Here is a 16,807-nt window from a genome sequence, read left to right as displayed (position 1 = left end):
GCCCTGATCCCCCTCCTTAACTTGCGAGGGGGACGTAACTGATAGGATACGGGTCCGAAGGCCCCTGCGGCAGACGCACCATGCCTTCGACCGTCATCTTCCGCACGGCGCCGGACTTGAGCCAGACGGATACGATCTGATTTCCCGGCATGGCCGTGCCATCCCTACCGAAGGCCGACTGCGCTCCATAATAAATGATGTCTTGCGTCTTCTTCATATCGCGCTCTCCTTATTTGATGCGGATTAAAACCCAGTGGGCCGTGTGGTCGGGGTTGGTTTCGTCGCCCCCTTCGCTCTCAGTCCGGCTGCCGCGATCGATGCTCGGCCCGGTACCATCGGAAATCTGATCGTTTGTCGTATCCGTGCCGGTGGTTTTGATCTTGTGGCTGTGAAGCTTGAACTGGTTGTCCTTATGGTGGCCTAACGCCGGACGATCGACGCCGTCACCTAGATCGGTTTCTGCCCAGATACGCTCGAAGTCGCCTTGCAGGTCCGGCATGATAAGTTCGGTCTCGGTCAGCAGCCACATACCTGCGTTGGCCAGCTTCACAGCGGGGTCACTGGTGACGAAAGGATCGTCTTCCATCGCCGCCACAAGGTCCGGATAGTCGGTGAGCAGTAGGGCCTGACCGCGCGGGAAGACGTAATATTCCGTCTCGGCGACCTTGCGGTGGAAATACCGTTTCTCGCCCAGTTGCGTGGTGTGGGGCGAGTCGGCGATCAGCCGCTCGATGGCTTGCCTGAGCTGATCGTCAGCCTCTTTGTCCAGCACCAGCCCTGAATCCTCGATGACGGTGCAAATTTCCTCCTGAACCGCGTTCGGCCAGTCGGCACCCATCAGGGTCGCCGGGCGCACGCCCACGATGCTGCGGACGAACTTGCCCAGAACAGAACCGAAAGTATCGATACGATGCATGATCAGCCCTCCAGAGCCGAATAGTTGAAGCCCACTTCAAGGTGGCTTTGGTTGGCGCGAGTGATAACGCATTCAAGATCGAGGCACTGACCGTCGATGTAGCGACCTTCCGGCGCGCTCACGATGCGCACTTCCCAGCTCGTGGCGTTGGCTTCGTCATAAAGAAAGTCGTCGGTGGTCGACTCGGTGGTGAACGGGTCGAACTCATCGACCTCGATCTCGTAACCGAGCGCCCGCGCCAGCGCCTTGTAGTAGGCGATGGTCTGACCGCCCGCCGCGATCAGCTTGGCCAGAACAGCCTGTTGGCGCTCTTCGATCGACGCGGCGACGGGCATACATTCGTCGGGCAGGCCTAGGACGCGCTCGTAGTCTTCCAGCGTCTCGACCGCGCGCGCCGGGTCGCTCTCGATCAGCAGATCATCCATCCGGCCATCGACGCGGCTCAGTTCCTCGGCCCATGCCGCCAGCACGAGCTTCAGCGTCTCAAGACCGTCCCACAGGTCACCCTTGGGCAGCAGCTTGATCACGCCTTGGGTGTGGGCTTCAGGCGTCATGGTGCAGGCACCCATGTGATGACGCCCAGCACATTGACCGAGCCCGCAGGTGCCACGATATCAGCGACCGGCGTCGTGATGCCGTGGTCTTCTTCGCCCGCCGCGATCGACGCGGCCTCATCCAGATGCGACAGGCGCGTCGTACCGCCCGGCTCAGCCGAGCGGATGAAGACGTCGGTAAGCTCGGCCTCGATCGCCGCCCTGACCGGCGCGGTGGCGGGCCGCGACCACATGGTCATGTTCACCACATTGGCTTCCGGCGCGAAGAGATCGATCTGCGCGGTGACCGGGCGGCGCGGCTCCAGATAGGCCCGCACGGCTTCGATGTCGTCTTCGGTCGGGATGATATCCGCGCGGTTCGGCAGGATGAAGGTGATGCCGACGCTGCGCGGCCCCATCAGCAGCGGATAGACGAAGACCTGTGCGGACGGGAATACCTCACGCACCCAGCGTTTATAGTCTGCCTCCGATCCTCCCTGTGGCGGATTGGCCTTTCGCTCCAGCAACCGGGTCTTGAGCGATTCCCAGCCTTCTTCGTCCAGCCCGCCCGTCAGACCGCCGACCGCCACGTTGCCCGATGACGCGATCCCGGCGACCGGTGACACGAAGGCCAAAGGCGCGCCTGCGGCCGTGTTGCCCGCCGTGCCTTCGACAGAGGCGATGACCGCGACGTCGGCGGTTTCGTCATCGAGCTCGATATCGGCGGTGGTGACGAACTCGGCGTCATCGGCGCGTTGCAGCACGGTATCGGCCTCGATGAAGCCAGTACCGGTCACCGATACGTAGCCGGTAGCTTTGACGGCCGCTGTCGGCGACAGGCCATATTGCGCGGCCTCGCGGCGGACATGCTCTTCCGACGCCGTGTCGGTGAAAAGGTTCTTGGCTTCGGTTTCTATACGCCCGTATAGCCCGTTGACGGCCTTGGCCAGCACGGTCGCCAGAACCTCGGACACCGACCGGCGCAGCCACGCGCCGGTCCTTTGCAGCTTGTCGCTTAGGTCCGTCTTGGCGCGCTGGATGACGACAGAAAGAGGATCACGCTGCCAGGTCATAGGCGCTCCAGATGTACGAATGTTTGAAGGCATCGCCCGACGGCCGGGTGATGACGACACCAATGGCGATGATGTGGCTATCCTGCTTTTCGGTGGTGACCACGACGCTACCCGCGACGCCGTCTTCGATCAGCCAGGACAAGGCTTCTTCGGCGTAATCCTTGGCCTTGCGCAGCACCTCGGCCGTGATCTTCGACCGCTTGAGCAGCCACAGGCGCGAACCGATCCGGTCGTTCTCGACGGTCGCAAACGCATCGCCCCACCAGCCGCGCGGGTCGTTGGTGCCGTCCGGAATCACATCGTCCGGATTGGCGCGCCGGTCGGTAAACAGGCTGATCAGGACGGCCGTGTAGAGGCCGTCGTCGGTGGCAAAATCGGGACCATTAAAGAAGGCATCGAAGGCCAGCCGCGAAGGCTCGTAACGAAGGGCGATATCGGTCATTTCGCGCGGCCCTTTGTGGTGCTGGCGACCACCTTGTTGGCGACGATCGGATCGCCATCGACCGCGACCTTCTTGCCGCCCGTACCGCCGAGGTCGTACTGACCTTCGACCAGCAGGTTGCCGCCGATCGTCAGGTTGCCGGTAATCTCGGTTTCATCGGCATCGATGTTGGCGCTGTTGGCGGTAACGTTGACCTCCGGCGCAGCCACATCGACCTTGAAAGGGCTATTCAGCATAAGACCGTCGCGCTTCAGATAGACGCTCTGACCCTGATCGTCATGCATCGCGACTTCACCTTCGGCGTTAAACTGAAAGCGGTAGCGCCGGTCGCCGACGCCCAGCAAAACGCCGTGCGACCGCGACGCACCGACAGCAAAGAAGATGCCCTCCGCCCCGCGCTTCGGCCAAGAGTCGAACCCATAATCCTGACGCAGTTCGACCCGATCGAGCGTCTCGCTTTCCTGCACCTGCACCTGAACGAGCGGCAGCGCGCCGCTCATGTCGACACGGCGGATCACAGCCCGGTTGATCATATTGACGATGGCGCGCCAGATATCTCTCATTCGATCGACATCAGAGGATCGACCTTCTGCCCCTTCTTCTTTTTCTTGGCCTTGGCCTCTTCAGCCGGTTCGGCGCTGAACGCCTCCGGACGCGCCAGAGTCAGCGACGTGCGGTATTCGTCTTCGCTGAGCGCCAGCGTCACCGAGGTGACCATCAGGTCTATATCGACATTGACATAGGCGGCATCGACGCGGACCAGCCCGCCGGGCCGAAAGAGCGTCCCTTTGGCCGAACGCCAGCCGGGCGTGGTCAGTTCGACGTTCTGCGCCGCCGCCAGATGCGCATTGGCTTCCCAGCGCGCCCGCGCCTGAAGCCCCGACTGGCTGGATTGCTCGCTGGTCACGATCTTGAGCGGCCGGTACCGCGTCATGCCGGGGTCAGCGGCGGTCGCCTTGACCGCCCGCGCGTTCTCGGCCGAAGCGCGCGCGCCGGAGCGTTGGCCGACAAGGATGTACTGGCTGAAGCGGTCGGCCGTCGAATTGGTGACGTTGATGGTGCTGATATTGTCGCCCAGGGCAAAACCGTAATCGGCGCGCACCGGCTTCGGTGAAAACAGGCGCGGATTACCCTCCGGCGTGACGCCCAGCACCAGACCCTTGAGGCGCGCCAGCTTGGTCAGGGCCTCCATGACGCTTTCGCCCGGATCGATCGTGTAATCGATCTTCTCGCCGGTTGAGGCCTCCACCTTGAGCGTCAGGCCATACGGCTTCAGCAGATCGGCGGCGATGGTCTCCAACTTGACGTTCTTCCACGTGCCGGTGCCATGCAAGGCGGCGCAGTCGAGCAGATCGCAGGTCTTGTCACGCCCGCGAACCGTAATCGTGTGGCCGCTCTTATCGAGGCTGTTGTCCGAGTCCTCGACCCAGCCGGTCACGATCAGGTCGTTGCCGATCCACAGTTCGCACGCCGCCCCGGCCGCCACGACGCGGCGGGCGGGCAGATCGAGCCACTTTTCGGTCAGGGTCAGCTCGAAGACCGTACAGATGGCATTGAGCGCCATCGTGATGGACACGGCCTTCCAGCCTTCATGCACCTGACCATCGATCTTCAGCAGGACGCGCTCAGCCATTGAGCACCTCCAGCGGGAGTCCTGCCGGAACAAAGCCCGGATGACGAATGCGGTTGCGGCTGACGATATCAAGTTCGCGCGCTTCGAGGTTCGCCGGGCCGTAAAGCCGATAGGCGATGACGACAGCCGGTTCGACGCCGACCGGTGTAAAGGTGGTCAGACGCGCGAGATCCGCGCCGCGCGCATTGATGTCGGCCGAGATCGCCAGACGCGCGTCCTCGATCGCCTGCGCCGCGTCGTCATGCCCGGCTTCAGCGGCAGCAAGGCCCAAGTCCTCCAGCGCGTCGGACAGCGCGTCGCGGGTCGCCACGGCCTCGTCATAGGAGGCGAAGCTCAGATCGGCGGCGGCGCGCACGGCCTCGGCGGCAGCGGTGGTTTCGATCAGGTCGATGATCGCCGCCTGATTGGCGGCCTGACGCTTGCGGCCCGAGGTGGTGGTGGCGGGCGCATCGAAGCCCAGCCCGAAGGTCATCAGACCCTTTAGCAACGAGAGCGCGTCGCCCGGCGTCCGCGCCAGCTGCCGGAAGCCCTGAATCAGACCGGTCACCTCGGTCCCCAGCGACGCGGGCGAACCGGCCAGCGTCAGCACCCCAGACCGCAAAGCCTTGCCGCGCGCGATGAAGTCGTTGAGCGGCTGGCCGTAACCGCTGAGGCGCGACGCCAGTGTGTCGAACCGATCCTGAGCCTGACCCACCAGCTTACCCGCCTCGGTCAGCACCCAGTCGGGCTGTCCGCCGATCGAGAAGCCCTTGGTGAAATCGGCGGCGGCAACTTCGCCGACTGCTTCAGCCGAGGTCTGTGCCACGGCAGCGGTATCGGTCGCCTCGGTGCGCGCCGGTCGCTCGCCGATCTCGGCGAAGGTCAGGCTGTAGCGGACCATCCCGGACTCGGACGAGGATTCCGAGATATCGCCGGACACCAGCACCACCCACAGCCGACCGCGCGAGGGGTGGATCAGCTCACCCGGTCCCGGCTGCTCAAGCGCGTCCTCGAAGCGGTTGCGGCGCTCGACATAGTCGTCACCGACGATCAGCGCCTCGAGGCCGAAGGTCCGGGCCTTCGCGCCTAAATCTTCTGACGACGCATAATCGCGCAACGGATATTCGTCGATCTGGACGCGGCGACCGATCGGACGGCTGTTGCTATCGACTTCGAAAGCCACGCCTCTGAACGACGGCGGGCGGCGGGTGTCCATCCAACTCATGATTAACCCGCCGTCTGAAGGAGAAGGCCGGAGCGCGTCTTGACGTCCACGCCCTTCGATGTCTCGACCTTGTTGACCTTGGCGGGGCCTTTGACTTCGACCTCAACACGCGTCAGGGTTTCGCTTTTGCGGGTGCCGTAGCTCTGATCGGACAGGTTCGACAGGCTCGGCCCCGAAGGCGTCGGCGTCGATACCGGCGCGCTCAGCGCACGCGCGGCCAGACTGGCGGTCACCGGTCCACCGGGCAGGAAGATGCTGGCAGCGCCGGTAATCATGCCGCGCGCCCACTCCGGCATCGACGCCCACCATTCACGCGGTTTCTCGATGAACCACTTCTTCAGCCACGCACCCAAAGCGGTGAAGCTGGTTTTCAGCTTGTCCCAGTGCGTGATGATGTACATCGGCAGGCTGATAAAGGGCTGCGCCCATTCCGGCAGCGACAGGAAGCCCTCTTTCAGCTTGGTCCATAGACCTCCGAAGAAGGCAGAGACCTTATCCCAGTGCCGGATTAATAGATAACCGCCGTAGGCTACAGCTGCGATACCGCCAACAATCCAAGTGATAGGACAGCCTAAGAAGGCGGCGTTCACGCCCCAGATTGAAGAGATTGTTGAGGCTAATCCCAGCGCAAGTTTACCGACCATAAGGCCTGCCAAAACATCGAACACGCCGCCAATGCCGCCGAGCGCATTCGTGACTTTACCGCCGATCTCAACGACCCCGCCTAGGAAAGTAAAGAAATCTCCCGTGCCCTTTAGAATGTCGGGCATGTGCGTGTTTATCCAATCCAGCCCCTTGTTCAGGCCGCTTAAGATGTCCTGCTTGTTTGCGGTCAGGATATTATTGACGGAGTCGAGCACGCTCGTGAGCGCCGGTGTCAAACCCGTCCAGATGCTGTTGGACACACCGAACGTATTATTCTTAAGCTTGTCCCAGCTATCATTCAGACGCTTGGCGGCTTGAATGGCTTTCAGATCGAGAACGAGTCCTAGCCTCTGCGCTTCGTCACCCATCTTCTTAAGACCGGCCGAGCCGCCGTTCAGCAGCGGGATAAGTTCGTCGCCGCTTTCACCGAAAAGGGCGTTGGCGATGAAGTTCTTCTTGCCGCCGTCTTTCATCTTGCTGAATTTGTCAGCGACCTCGCCCAGCAGGCCGTCGGCGCTCTTGAGCCGCTTATGGCCTTCCAGCACATTAATGCCGAGCAGCTTCCATGCGCGGGCCTGTTCCTTGCCGCCGCCCGCCGCCTTGGTCGAATTGACATTGATCGACTTGAGGACGTCGGACAGCTTGTCGCCGTCCAGACCTGTGCTGGTGAAAGCAAACCTCAGTTTCTGATAGGCCTGTACGCCGATCCCGGCTGCCTGTGCCGACTTGAGCGTCGCCTCGGCCTGTTTGGCTTGCGATCCGACCCAGACCGCCCCGGCGGTGGCCAGCGTAAAAATGCCGCCCGCCAGCGCCAGAACGCCCTTGGTCGCTCCCGCCACGTTCTGTGGGCTGAAGGTGTTGCCGATGCCACGGGCGAGGCTGCGGCCCCAGACGCGCCCGACGGCGGCGGCGCGCTTTTCCAGCCTCGCCAGATCGTGACCGTACTTGCTGGTCGCCTTCGACGCCTTGCCCATTGTGGCTTCGGTCTTTGCGGTGACCTTGTTGAGCTTGTCGAGTGCGGGCGTCGTCGCCTTGGCAACCTTGTTGAGCTTGCCGACGTCGCCACCGAGCGCCTTCCACAGGTTGGCGCCCTTGGTGAACAGACGAAGGGTAAAATCGGCGGTGAGTTTAGTGGCCACGTTTTACCCTCCGGATGTACTGTTTGTGCCAATGCAGAAGCTTTTTCAGCGTGAAGCGCATCAGCTCGGCTTCCGCGAAATGGAAGGTGGCCGCGATGTCCCCGAGCGCATCAGCCCAGTCTCGCGGCCACCTCGCTACTCCCCCTGAATTTTGAGCGCCAGAACGGCGTAATCCTTCGGAGACAGCTTGCGGATGAGCGCCACCGGATGGCCGCTCAGGTGTGCGATGACGGCGATGTTCTTCTTCGTCACGCCGTCCACGTCGTCGGCGACCTCGAGGTCACCGGCTTCGACATCGTCCTTGATCTTGATGTGCGTGATGGTCTTTTCGACCGTGCCATTGCCGTCCTTGACCGCGTATTTGATCGGGCGGCTGAGCTCGTAGCCCTCGGTGGCCGTTTCGTTGTCTTCGACGATGATGTCGCCCATTACAGAATCTCCTGGGCTTCCGGCCCTTCGATGGTGATAGAAATGCCTTCGCTGGTAAGCTGCTTTTCGCCCACCGTTCCGGCGTTGTTGACGACATAGGTCTGACCGCTGTCGCACTCGAAGATGACGGTCTCATCATCAAAATCGAAGTCGTCCATCGAGTCGCCGGGGCCGAACGCGCAGACACATTCGATCTTCGACGGCCGGAACGTGCGCGACCGGCCGTAATAGCCCTGATCGCCAGTCTGAGACGTTTTAGTCCAGCCGCCCTTGTCGAAGGTCGCGCCGTCTTTGGACTTCAGAGTGCGGCCAGACCTTTTGATTGTCGCCCGGCCATGCTGATATGCCATGTGAGTTCTCCCTTAGCCGCGAGGTTGGATTTTGGTGGCGAAGACTAGCGCCTGATCGATCAGATCGGGCGGCAGCACGAGGTTCAGTTGCTTGGTGTTGACCTTGTCGCGTTCGCAAACCACGGCGGCCTTAAAGGCCGGATAGTTCTCGATCAGGCCCGCGTCGAACCATTCCAGCCCGATCGCCACCGCCTCGGCCGTACCGATCTTCGGCGTAATGGTATTGGGCGCCGTCGATCCGTCGTCAGCCAGCTTGGAGCGCGGATAGCGACTGACGATCCGGTTGTTCCAGCTGAAGCGCAGATAGAACAGGATCAGCATGGCGTTGATCAGCTTCAGCTTATCCGTCGGCGCACCGTTTGAATCAGTTTTGCGCGTCGTGACCATCGTCTCGATGCGCAGGCTTTCGCCATAGACCGTGTAGGTCGAAACGCCACTTTCGAGCAGGTACTGACGTTCCTGCCGGTCGAACTTGTCGTTGCCGATCGGCGGCAGGATGCCTTTGACCTCCAGCGTCTGGAACGGACGGCCCGGATCGGCCTGCGCCGACAGGATGACGGGCGCCACGGTGGCCGCCGCGCGCTCCCAGTCGGGCGCCGGACAGCCCTTCAGCCCCATCGGCACGCTGAACTCGCTGTTGCGCGCATCGCCCAGCGTCTGAAGCGCCGACAGCGTGCCCGACCACGGCACGAAGGCCAGACCGTCGGATTGCTCCATCGCGTTCGACCGGCCGTCGAGCGTGGTTTCCAGCAGCGCCACGTTGGTGGCGTCGGCAAAGGGCGATACGAACGCGGAGAAGTATTCGTCGCCGACCGCCGCCAGCGCCGCCGTCAGATCGGCCGAGCCGGTACCGCCGCTCAGGGCGGTGATGGTCACCGTCATGCCGACCGGCGCGGCTTCATCGACGCGGTAGCTGTGGCGGATATCGATGCCGTTGCCCAGCGTCCCGATATGCCGGGCCGTCAGGGTGACGGTTGAAGCGGCCACCGACGCGGTGACCGGCAGATCGACGGCGGCATTGATGGCCGCGCCGATCGCCGTCGCCGTCGCCGTGGTCGCTTGAGCCGCATTGACCTGAATCGGCAGCTTCTGCCCGCCGACATAAAGGCACAGCGTCCCCGCCGCCGTGGTGCCGCCGATGACGATCGTGCCCGTGGCGGCATTACCAGCCGGTTCCGGTACCGCGACCGCGTACAGCGGGACAGTCTTGTCGTTGAGACGGTACTTTTCGACCATGCGCGCCAGCATCGAGCCGCGACCGAAATAGGCGATGGCCTCCGAGGCCGTGTTGACGCGGATCAGGGTGTTGGTGGCCTTGATACCTGCCGCAACCTTATGACCGAACAGGACGGTGCGCAGGCGCGGCGCGATCAGACCCGACTCCAGTTGCGAGAAGTCGAACTCGGCATAGGCGCCCGGCGTGAACATGCGGGTCGGGATTTGAGAGAAGCTGATCATGGCTTATTCGGCTTTCGGCTTCGGGGTGGCGGGGGTTTTGACGGGCGGTACCGGCGTTTCCTCCGGCGCTTCGACGACCTCTTCGCGGGTGACCTCGTGGTCATCGAGACGCTTTTGCCAGTACGGCGACCAGTCGCCGGTCCAGCCTTCGTCGGTAAGGAGCACGCCGCCCTGATCCGGATTGCGGACCTTGGCGCCGGGCGTCGGTTTGATCAGATACTGCGGCACTCAGGCCTCCTCTTGCGGTAGGGTGATGGTCTGGGTCATTTCGGCGACACCGTCGGGCTGGCCGTCGGCTTCGGGCAAATCCCACGTGACTTTCATGGTGGTGAAGTCGTCGGTGAACTCGGCTTCCGGCTCGAAGTAGTCCGTCTCCAGCAGGAACGACGTCGAGAAGTGGATCGCCCAGACCGACGCCTTGTTCTCGACCATGAGGGCGGTCGGGCGAACCTGACGGATGCCTTCGAGCTGGAGCGGCGCGATCGACAGACCCAGTTGGTGATTGGACAGCAGCGCGATCGCGTCGCGGACCAGCTGATAGGCCCCGATCTCGCCGGGGATGCCGCCGACGCGCTGCGCCTGCTGGTTACGGCGGTTCTTGGCCGCCACGACCAGGATGAACGACGCGTTGAGCGATTCGCCGCGTCCCTGGACGAAGCCTTCGGAATCCCCGCTGGCGAAATAGGCCCAACACGCCGGAAACTTCCGGACGTTCTCATTGATCCATGAATCGAAGTCGGCCGGATAGGTAATGGCCGACTTGTATTCGTAGCCCAGCACCTTGGTGTTACCGGCGGCCTTCAGACGGTTGATGATCGCTTCTTCGACTTCCCTGAACATCAGGCACCGCCCGGTGCGAGGTAGTCCTCGGTCAGATCGTAGATGGTCGACTGGTCGCGCTTGCTCAAGCCGAGGAACGGCCGGGCGATGACCTGAATATTGTACGCTCCGGACTCGAAGGCCACCGACCGGGCGCGTTTGTGATTGGCACGGGCAAAGCGCGCGAGGTTCTTGTTCCTGGACTGGCGCATCAAGGTGCCGTCGGCATTTTCGCGCAGGCGAACGTTCCCCTTGCGAGAGGGCATCTTGATCGTGCCGCCCGTCTGAAACAGCCGCGCCTGGACGGCATTGGTGCCCCAGCGCGCCTCCTTATCCGTGGCCTCGGCCGAGAAGGTGTTGTCGCGCATGTGGTGCGTATCGAGCAGGGTCTTGCGCTTGGCAGCCTTGGCGGCCTTCGACGGCACCCACGGTGTGCCGTCGGGAGCCTGCTGTTCGTCAAAGCGATCCTTGGTCGACTCCAGCATCGTCTGGGCGATCGCCAGATTGAGCGGGCCGAGGTGATTGGCGCGCTCGACCATATATTCGATCAGGCGCTGCGCTTCAGGGAGGTTGCGGGTGTCCGTCGTGATCGAGACCATCAAAAGCCTCGCATCGACTGGCGGCTGAAGACACGCTCCGGGCCGTCGAACAGGATGGTGTTTTCAGCAGCGGGGGCCTCGGTGACCACGTCCGTGCCGTTGATCTGGAGCGTGACCTTGCCGGTGGACAGTTTGGTCAGCCAGTCCTTGGCGTCGTCATAGGCGGTCTGAACGCGCTCCGGCGCCGAGCCCTTGTAGAGAAAGTACCGGGCGATCTCGCAGCAATACCGGCGCAATACCTGCGGGGTTTCGGGCAGCGGCAGCTTGTAACGACCGAGATAGGAGTCGATCTCATAGGACGCGTCCGACAGCGCGGCTTCGACGATGGCCTGACCGATCGTGCCCGCGCCGTCGGGATCGGAGAGCTCAAGAAGCTCTTCGGCGTCGAAACGCGTGATCATGTCGGCAACGGTGGCGTACATCGGGGTTTAACGGGCTCTTAGAGGGCGGTTAAGACGGTGGAAAACAAAAGGGCGGCGACGGATCGCCGCCCCTTACTTTTCAATAGTCGGTCAAAATCAGGCGGCGTAGGCTTTGGCCTGTCGCTCGGCTTGGAAGGCGACGGCGTAGACCTTAGCCAGTACATTGGAACGATAGACGGCGGCGGCGATCGACAGGCCGATGAGGACGGCGACTGCGATCAGATAGGCCAGCACCGACATCGGATGTTCACTGACCGGTGTGGCGACCAGGCGCGGCAGGAACAGCGGGGACGACACGACGGCGAAGGCCAGAGCGGCGAAGGTGAAAAGGAAAGTGAAGAGTTTCATGTGGCCTCAAAAAAACCGGGTGGCGGCTCGAACGCCACCCGCAGTTACAGGGAGGAAAACCCGGCCCAGAGTGCCGGGATACGCTTACTGCCCCTTGCGGGGTTTGGTCGCGGGCGGCGGTTCTCCCTCCGCCGCCTCCGGTACCGGAACGCTCCCGTCCGTACCGGCCGCGCCACTTTCGGACGCGGGCGTATCGATCACCGCTGACGATGCGGTGGCGGCAGCCTTGAGCAGGTCCGCCGTGAAGCTGTTGAGGCGCTCGATCTCGGCCTTGAGGTCGGTGATTTCGCGCTCCGATTCCTTGCGGCCTTCGGCCAGACCTTCGGCGTTGCCTTCGATATAGCCACGCTGATAGGCCTCGTTACCGGCTGCGACCGAGGACGACAGGAGGCTTGCCGTTAGGCCGCCCGGCTCGCCTGTCGTCAGGCTGTCACGGAAGCGGCGGATGTCGTCGATCGACGGGCCGATGACCCATTCTTCGGTACGCGGGTCCAGAAACTGAACCTGCGTGAACGGGTCTTCCATCGCCTTGACCAGTTCGGCGACTTCTTCCGGGCCATCGCGCAGATCGCGCTCGGACCACTCGGCCCCGGCGACGCCCGAAAGGCGGACGCGATAAAGATAGCTGTGCATGTGCGAGGCTCCTTAAGCCAGACGGGTGGAACCATCGATCAGATTGACGTCTTTCCAGTAGATATTGGACGCGCCGCCGTCCTTGTTCTGCGCGTCGATCATCGTCTTCGCCGCCGCGCGGTTGGAGGCGCCGTAAACCAGATCGGTCGGCTTGAAGCCCAGCGGACGGCCTTCGGCGTCGGTCAGACTGGTGATGGCCGCATAGGCGGCCGCGTAGTTGGCCGCATTGATCGGGCCGTCGCAGCGGTGAGCGAAGTGTGGGAAGGTATAGCCCGCAACACCGCGCGCGAAGGAGCCCATCGGCAGCTTGCGGTTCTTGTGGACGTAGGAGTCGTTGAGGTTCGTGACCATCGTGAACTCAGGCTTCTTGCGCTCCTGGTACATGAAGGGTTTGATCGCGGCGTTCTGGACGAGCAGGAACCACGGCTGACCGGAACCATCGCCGGAGCGGTTGGAGAAGACGGCGTCGCCGTCGCCGACCGGATGGTTGGCGCTGAAGAAAGGCTGCCCGTCGTAGCAGAGGTTGACGTGGCCGTTCTTCATGGCTTCGGCGATCTGGATCTCGATCAGCTCGCTGGAACCACCGTTGCCCCACGCGGAGACGATATTGCGCCAGATGCCGAGATTATCGTCCTCGATCTGGTCGATCGGCAGTTCAGCGCTCTTTTCCCAGGGCTTGTTGATCAGGACGTAGACGAGTTCAGAAAGCGCCTTGTAGCGGCGCTCGCCGAGGAATTCGCGCCACTGCGGCAGCGCGGCCATCCACGCATAGGTATTGGTGGCCGTGGACGACGGCACGATTTCCGCCAGCGCGGCGAAGGGTGTAGGTGCGCCTTGCAGGGCATTCGCGAACAGGGTGCTGAACCCGGTGCGCAAAGCATCGACAAGGGCCTGAGTTACGACTTGAGACATGTTCGTTCCTTGACGGGCTTAACGGAAATCGACCCACGGGCCGCGATCATCGAGATCGAACAGCTTCCCGGCGACGATGCGGGCATTGGTGTCGGAGGTTTTGGCGACGGTCTGATCGTCCACGAGGTAGACCTCGTTGCCGATGTCGGCGATCGTCAGGGCGTCGGCCGAAGCCGAGTTGCCGAGATTGGCAACGGTCTTGCGCACGGTGATGCGCTTGTCGCCGTTCGAGCCCGACGTGTTATCGACCGTCTCCTGCGCAATCCCTAGCACCTTATCGGTGGTGCTGGTGCGGCCCGGACGGGCGTAACCGGCCGAGGTGCGGACAACGACCGTGCCCTTGTAGATTTTGACACCAGCAGCCATAGGCGGCTTCAGATATCCGCCGTCGCGGATGTCGGTTTTGCGTTCTTTGGTGGCGGCAGCCATTACTTCTTCCCCTTTGCGTATTCTTCCGGGGTCATGTTCAGTGCCGACGCAGCGACCAGTTCGTCAGCCGATAGGCCGAGCGCCGGGTCACCGGCCGGGATTTTGCCGGGCAGGTTCGAGCTGGCCGGAACAACTTCCACAGCCGTCTCCAGCCATTTGCTGAAGGCCTTGAAGTCTGCCTTCGCCCAATCCAGCATGGACTGCTCTGACTGCGGCGGGATCTTGCCCGCCTTCCGGCCAGCGGCGACCACCTCGACGATCTTGTCGTGTTCGAGCTGCGTCAGACGCGCGGCCATGTCGTTGAAGGCCGACGCCGCGACGATGATCTGACCGTCACCGGCGACCTTGGCCTGATCGACCGGCTTGAGGGTGGCGGCAGCGGCAACGACCGATTCATGGGGGTCACCGTCCTTGGCGCCGATGGCAGTGCGCAGATCCGCGATTTGTCGGGTCTGCGCCGTGGCAGCAGCGATCACCTCGTCCTCGGTCGCGGTCGCGCCAAGGCCGGGGAACACCGCCGCGATACGGGCGAAGCTCATTTTGGATTCCTGTTGGTGTTGGAAAAAGCGCGAAGCGGCAATGGCGGTCAGGCCGCCGATCGCCGGGTCGTTGGTCAGGCCGCCACCGTAAAGATTGGTGATGTCGCCCGTTTTCGAGGCCCCGAAGAGAGGGCTGAAATAGAGATATTCTTTGTCGACAATGGCCTGAGCGGCAGCCGCCGTCCATTCGACATCGTTGGCGTAGATGCCGTCGGGCTCCGCCGTGATCTTGGCCGGATCGATCCAGGCCGACGCCTTGGCCGTGCCTTCGTACTTCTTGGCGCTAAGGGTCTGGTGGTCGTAATCATACGACATCCGCTCGGCATTCCAGTAGCGGATCGCCGCCGCCACGATCTCGGCGGCATGGGCGACATCGCGAACGCGGTAAGGGCCGCGCCCGTCCTTCAGGCGAAACTCACCCATCGGCACCATGCGGATACGCGTCAGAGGCCGACCGCCCTCGGCGACCGGGATCGCCGAGGCGCAAATGATCAGTTCTTCATGGGAAGCCCCCTTGGACACGAACCTGAAACCTCAAAGCGAAGCGGCCCACATCGGGCCGTCTGGAGAGATTTCAGATTAGAGGGGGAAGCTAAGGCCTATCAGGCGGAACTATTTCCGCGTCAGGAGGCAGGAACGGGCTGGACGTCGAAGGTCCACGTGTCGCCGCTAAAATCCACAGTGACGATCTTGTCGTCAAGCCTCAATGTGTATCGCCTGACCAGACGCATCTTAGGTGCCGCGGGCGGTGGCTTGATCGACTGGCTGACATCGATTATCTTCAGGGTGTAACCGCCATCGTGCTTCAGGACGTTTGGATCGGCGGTCTGCATAGCTTTGCGGACATCGATCGTGGCGGCCCCTCGGAACAGGGTCACGGCCATCAACTGGCGGCGGCGCAGCTCTTCCACATAAATATATGTGCCAAGCATGTCGCGCTTCGCGTAAACGACCACGTCTAGGTTCTTCGCATTTCGCGAGCCAAGGCCCACAAAGTCCGGTGCCGAAACGATACGACCGACCTGTCCCACCATCGCCGGAGTAATCGCGATCTGACCGCGCAACGATTCCACAGCCGGATCGCCGTGGCTCTTCAGAATATGATTCACCGCGTACTGGTCGATCGCGTGCGAAGCCTTTTCGAGCTTCAGCCCGGCCTCACGCGCCGCCAGTTCGGCCAACCAGGGCCGCACCGGCTGATAGGTCACCTGCGTTGCTCGGCCCGTAACGACGTCGCCGATCGCCGCGACCGGGTCGGGCGGGTACATCGTCGGCACACGCGGATCGGCGGCCCATAACCATTCCAGCTCGTCGGGTTTTTTCAGCGCCTGGACGACGGCGGGCAGATGCTCGATCAGGTCCGGACGCGGTAACGCGTCACGGCCGTCGGGATCTCGGAACAGGTCGCGCCCGGCCACGATCGGCCAGCCGTCACGATCCTGCATGACACGCGCCTTCGACCCGCCAAGCTGATCGAGCGCCGCATTGATCCGGTCGTTGACCTCTTCTTCGGTCAGCTTCGTCGTCGCGCCGGGCGGCGGCGGCAAGGGGCGCGCGGTCAGAGGCCGGAGCGGCGCCTTGCCGACATTGTAGTTCCACGACGGGTCGATACCCGTCTCGACCTCGGTGACTTCCCCAGTGCGCGGGTTGATATAGGTCTTGAGCGGAAACTTCGGCGGGGTTTTGGTGACCTCGATCTTACGATCTTCCAGCATCCTCTGGCTGAAGGAGCGCGTATCGCAGCGGCAGCCCCAGCCGCAGGGCGGGAAGTGCGTGTCCCACCACGGATCATCGACGCTCAGGCAGACCAGATGCCACGCCGCGTGTTCCGGCCGGACGCGTTCGTCTTCTTTCGTCCAGTAGACTAGCCACGGCAGCGCGACCTTATTGCGCTCGATGCGCGACCAGTTGCCTGCGGCATAGGCCACGCGGGCATTGGTGTTGAAGATGGTGCGCAGCCGCCGATCGGAGCCCAACTGGACAAGCTTGATTTCGCCGGTCGCCGGATCGCCCATCAGCTGCTTGCCCCACCAGCCCGCCGCCTGAAGTTTCGGCTTTAGCGCTCGGCGGAACTGGTCGTAAGTCCAGCCCTCGGCGATGGACTGATCGTTGATGGCCCGCGTCTCCTCGAGGAGATCGCGGTTCATCATCTTGGCGACGGTGTAGGCGCGAGCGTGTTCGGCCTGCCAGACGTCGCGATAGTCAAACGACGTCTGAAACCCCTTCGACCGGAAGAAGGCCAGTGCGTCCTTCGGCGCAAGAGGTTCCAGATCGAGCGGCATGG

General features: G+C 62.8%; 23 protein-coding genes. All 23 read right to left on the bottom strand.

The genetic code is table 11. The features are described from left to right. Positions 1 to 16 precede the first annotated feature (16 nt). Entirely contained in the window at positions 17 to 217 is a 201-nt protein-coding gene (locus AEYBE204_RS33385; RefSeq protein ID WP_023462948.1) for a hypothetical protein, read from the bottom strand. Positions 218 to 229: 12 nt separating this feature from the next. Beyond that, positions 230 to 916: a hypothetical protein gene (locus AEYBE204_RS33380; protein WP_023462947.1), complete on the bottom strand. Its 687-nt coding sequence runs from the start codon at positions 914 to 916 to the stop codon at positions 230 to 232. Between the two features lie 2 nt (positions 917 to 918). Continuing rightward, positions 919 to 1,470: a putative phage tail protein gene (locus AEYBE204_RS39620; protein WP_023462946.1), complete on the bottom strand. Its 552-nt coding sequence runs from the start codon at positions 1,468 to 1,470 to the stop codon at positions 919 to 921. Next, complete coding sequence (locus AEYBE204_RS33375) at positions 1,467 to 2,522, bottom strand: baseplate J/gp47 family protein (protein ID WP_023462945.1); 1,056 nt, start codon at positions 2,520 to 2,522, stop codon at positions 1,467 to 1,469. The genes AEYBE204_RS39620 and AEYBE204_RS33375 overlap by 4 nt, the downstream gene beginning before the upstream one ends. Further along, entirely contained in the window at positions 2,506 to 2,964 is a 459-nt protein-coding gene (locus AEYBE204_RS33370; RefSeq protein ID WP_023462944.1) for a phage GP46 family protein, read from the bottom strand. Before AEYBE204_RS33370 ends, AEYBE204_RS33375 begins: the two co-directional genes overlap by 17 nt. After that, a complete protein-coding gene (locus AEYBE204_RS39615; RefSeq protein WP_023462943.1) occupies positions 2,961 to 3,527 on the bottom strand; it encodes a phage baseplate assembly protein V in 567 nt (188 codons plus the stop codon). Before AEYBE204_RS39615 ends, AEYBE204_RS33370 begins: the two co-directional genes overlap by 4 nt. Then, positions 3,524 to 4,597 carry a phage baseplate assembly protein gene (locus tag AEYBE204_RS33365; protein WP_023462942.1) on the bottom strand — a complete coding sequence of 358 codons (1,074 nt, stop codon included), beginning with the start codon at positions 4,595 to 4,597 and terminating at the stop codon, positions 3,524 to 3,526. The genes AEYBE204_RS39615 and AEYBE204_RS33365 overlap by 4 nt, the downstream gene beginning before the upstream one ends. After that, positions 4,590 to 5,801 (bottom strand): DNA circularization protein, encoded by a 1,212-nt coding sequence (locus AEYBE204_RS33360; RefSeq protein WP_081724710.1) that lies wholly within the window; start codon positions 5,799 to 5,801, stop codon positions 4,590 to 4,592. The genes AEYBE204_RS33365 and AEYBE204_RS33360 overlap by 8 nt, the downstream gene beginning before the upstream one ends. A 2-nt stretch (positions 5,802 to 5,803) precedes the next feature. Continuing rightward, a complete protein-coding gene (locus tag AEYBE204_RS33355) occupies positions 5,804 to 7,585 on the bottom strand; it encodes a hypothetical protein (protein ID WP_023462940.1) in 1,782 nt (593 codons plus the stop codon). Beyond that, positions 7,575 to 7,682 carry a GpE family phage tail protein gene (locus AEYBE204_RS41125; RefSeq protein WP_155908441.1) on the bottom strand — a complete coding sequence of 36 codons (108 nt, stop codon included), beginning with the start codon at positions 7,680 to 7,682 and terminating at the stop codon, positions 7,575 to 7,577. Before AEYBE204_RS41125 ends, AEYBE204_RS33355 begins: the two co-directional genes overlap by 11 nt. Positions 7,683 to 7,720: 38 nt before the next feature. Further along, entirely contained in the window at positions 7,721 to 8,014 is a 294-nt protein-coding gene (locus AEYBE204_RS33350; RefSeq protein WP_023462939.1) for a phage tail assembly protein, read from the bottom strand. Beyond that, positions 8,014 to 8,364 (bottom strand): phage tail tube protein, encoded by a 351-nt coding sequence (locus AEYBE204_RS33345; protein WP_023462938.1) that lies wholly within the window; start codon positions 8,362 to 8,364, stop codon positions 8,014 to 8,016. Before AEYBE204_RS33345 ends, AEYBE204_RS33350 begins: the two co-directional genes overlap by 1 nt. Positions 8,365 to 8,376: 12 nt before the next feature. Beyond that, positions 8,377 to 9,822, bottom strand: a complete 1,446-nt coding sequence (locus AEYBE204_RS33340; RefSeq protein WP_023462937.1) for a phage tail sheath subtilisin-like domain-containing protein — start codon at positions 9,820 to 9,822, stop codon at positions 8,377 to 8,379. A 3-nt stretch (positions 9,823 to 9,825) separates the two neighbouring features. Then, the gene (locus tag AEYBE204_RS33335; RefSeq protein WP_023462936.1) at positions 9,826 to 10,050 is read right to left on the bottom strand and encodes a DUF2635 domain-containing protein; all 225 of its coding nucleotides are present in this window, start codon (positions 10,048 to 10,050) and stop codon (positions 9,826 to 9,828) included. Beyond that, positions 10,051 to 10,662, bottom strand: coding sequence for a phage protein Gp37 (locus AEYBE204_RS33330; RefSeq protein ID WP_023462935.1), 612 nt, complete (start codon positions 10,660 to 10,662; stop codon positions 10,051 to 10,053). Continuing rightward, on the bottom strand, positions 10,662 to 11,240 hold the full coding sequence (locus AEYBE204_RS39610; protein WP_023462934.1) for a phage virion morphogenesis protein: 579 nt from the start codon (positions 11,238 to 11,240) through the stop codon (positions 10,662 to 10,664). Before AEYBE204_RS39610 ends, AEYBE204_RS33330 begins: the two co-directional genes overlap by 1 nt. Next, positions 11,240 to 11,662, bottom strand: coding sequence for a gp436 family protein (locus AEYBE204_RS33325; protein ID WP_023462933.1), 423 nt, complete (start codon positions 11,660 to 11,662; stop codon positions 11,240 to 11,242). The genes AEYBE204_RS39610 and AEYBE204_RS33325 overlap by 1 nt, the downstream gene beginning before the upstream one ends. 96 nt (positions 11,663 to 11,758) lie before the next feature. Then, positions 11,759 to 12,010: a hypothetical protein gene (locus AEYBE204_RS33320; protein ID WP_023462932.1), complete on the bottom strand. Its 252-nt coding sequence runs from the start codon at positions 12,008 to 12,010 to the stop codon at positions 11,759 to 11,761. A gap of 84 nt (positions 12,011 to 12,094) precedes the next feature. Beyond that, complete coding sequence (locus tag AEYBE204_RS33315) at positions 12,095 to 12,643, bottom strand: hypothetical protein (protein WP_023462931.1); 549 nt, start codon at positions 12,641 to 12,643, stop codon at positions 12,095 to 12,097. Between the two features lie 12 nt (positions 12,644 to 12,655). After that, on the bottom strand, positions 12,656 to 13,555 hold the full coding sequence (locus AEYBE204_RS33310; RefSeq protein ID WP_023462930.1) for a Mu-like prophage major head subunit gpT family protein: 900 nt from the start codon (positions 13,553 to 13,555) through the stop codon (positions 12,656 to 12,658). Between the two features lie 18 nt (positions 13,556 to 13,573). After that, entirely contained in the window at positions 13,574 to 13,984 is a 411-nt protein-coding gene (locus AEYBE204_RS33305) for a hypothetical protein (RefSeq protein WP_023462929.1), read from the bottom strand. Further along, entirely contained in the window at positions 13,984 to 15,045 is a 1,062-nt protein-coding gene (locus AEYBE204_RS33300; protein ID WP_023462928.1) for a phage protease, read from the bottom strand. Before AEYBE204_RS33300 ends, AEYBE204_RS33305 begins: the two co-directional genes overlap by 1 nt. A gap of 101 nt (positions 15,046 to 15,146) precedes the next feature. Continuing rightward, positions 15,147 to 16,805 carry a phage minor head protein gene (locus AEYBE204_RS39605; protein WP_023462927.1) on the bottom strand — a complete coding sequence of 553 codons (1,659 nt, stop codon included), beginning with the start codon at positions 16,803 to 16,805 and terminating at the stop codon, positions 15,147 to 15,149. Positions 16,806 to 16,807: the final 2 nt, after the last annotated feature.

Source organism: Asticcacaulis sp. YBE204 (assembly GCF_000495855.1).
Taxonomy (GTDB): Bacteria; Pseudomonadota; Alphaproteobacteria; order Caulobacterales; family Caulobacteraceae; genus Asticcacaulis.
This window is presented reverse-complemented; position numbering and strand designations above follow the sequence as displayed.

Bases quoted from the DNA above. Each gene is read 5' to 3' on its own strand.
- AEYBE204_RS33385 (WP_023462948.1), bottom strand. From the start codon at position 217: ATGAAGAAGACGCAAGACATCATTTATTATGGAGCGCAGTCGGCCTTC.
- AEYBE204_RS33380 (WP_023462947.1), bottom strand. From the start codon at position 916: ATGCATCGTATCGATACTTTCGGTTCTGTTCTGGGCAAGTTCGTCCGC.
- AEYBE204_RS39620 (WP_023462946.1), bottom strand. From the start codon at position 1,470: ATGACGCCTGAAGCCCACACCCAAGGCGTGATCAAGCTGCTGCCCAAG.
- AEYBE204_RS33375 (WP_023462945.1), bottom strand. From the start codon at position 2,522: ATGACCTGGCAGCGTGATCCTCTTTCTGTCGTCATCCAGCGCGCCAAG.
- AEYBE204_RS33370 (WP_023462944.1), bottom strand. From the start codon at position 2,964: ATGACCGATATCGCCCTTCGTTACGAGCCTTCGCGGCTGGCCTTCGAT.
- AEYBE204_RS39615 (WP_023462943.1), bottom strand. From the start codon at position 3,527: ATGAGAGATATCTGGCGCGCCATCGTCAATATGATCAACCGGGCTGTG.
- AEYBE204_RS33365 (WP_023462942.1), bottom strand. From the start codon at position 4,597: ATGGCTGAGCGCGTCCTGCTGAAGATCGATGGTCAGGTGCATGAAGGC.
- AEYBE204_RS33360 (WP_081724710.1), bottom strand. From the start codon at position 5,801: ATGAGTTGGATGGACACCCGCCGCCCGCCGTCGTTCAGAGGCGTGGCT.
- AEYBE204_RS33350 (WP_023462939.1), bottom strand. From the start codon at position 8,014: ATGGGCGACATCATCGTCGAAGACAACGAAACGGCCACCGAGGGCTAC.
- AEYBE204_RS33345 (WP_023462938.1), bottom strand. From the start codon at position 8,364: ATGGCATATCAGCATGGCCGGGCGACAATCAAAAGGTCTGGCCGCACT.
- AEYBE204_RS33340 (WP_023462937.1), bottom strand. From the start codon at position 9,822: ATGATCAGCTTCTCTCAAATCCCGACCCGCATGTTCACGCCGGGCGCC.
- AEYBE204_RS33330 (WP_023462935.1), bottom strand. From the start codon at position 10,662: ATGTTCAGGGAAGTCGAAGAAGCGATCATCAACCGTCTGAAGGCCGCC.
- AEYBE204_RS39610 (WP_023462934.1), bottom strand. From the start codon at position 11,240: ATGGTCTCGATCACGACGGACACCCGCAACCTCCCTGAAGCGCAGCGC.
- AEYBE204_RS33325 (WP_023462933.1), bottom strand. From the start codon at position 11,662: ATGTACGCCACCGTTGCCGACATGATCACGCGTTTCGACGCCGAAGAG.
- AEYBE204_RS33320 (WP_023462932.1), bottom strand. From the start codon at position 12,010: ATGAAACTCTTCACTTTCCTTTTCACCTTCGCCGCTCTGGCCTTCGCC.
- AEYBE204_RS33315 (WP_023462931.1), bottom strand. From the start codon at position 12,643: ATGCACAGCTATCTTTATCGCGTCCGCCTTTCGGGCGTCGCCGGGGCC.
- AEYBE204_RS33310 (WP_023462930.1), bottom strand. From the start codon at position 13,555: ATGTCTCAAGTCGTAACTCAGGCCCTTGTCGATGCTTTGCGCACCGGG.
- AEYBE204_RS33305 (WP_023462929.1), bottom strand. From the start codon at position 13,984: ATGGCTGCCGCCACCAAAGAACGCAAAACCGACATCCGCGACGGCGGA.
- AEYBE204_RS39605 (WP_023462927.1), bottom strand. From the start codon at position 16,805: ATGCCGCTCGATCTGGAACCTCTTGCGCCGAAGGACGCACTGGCCTTC.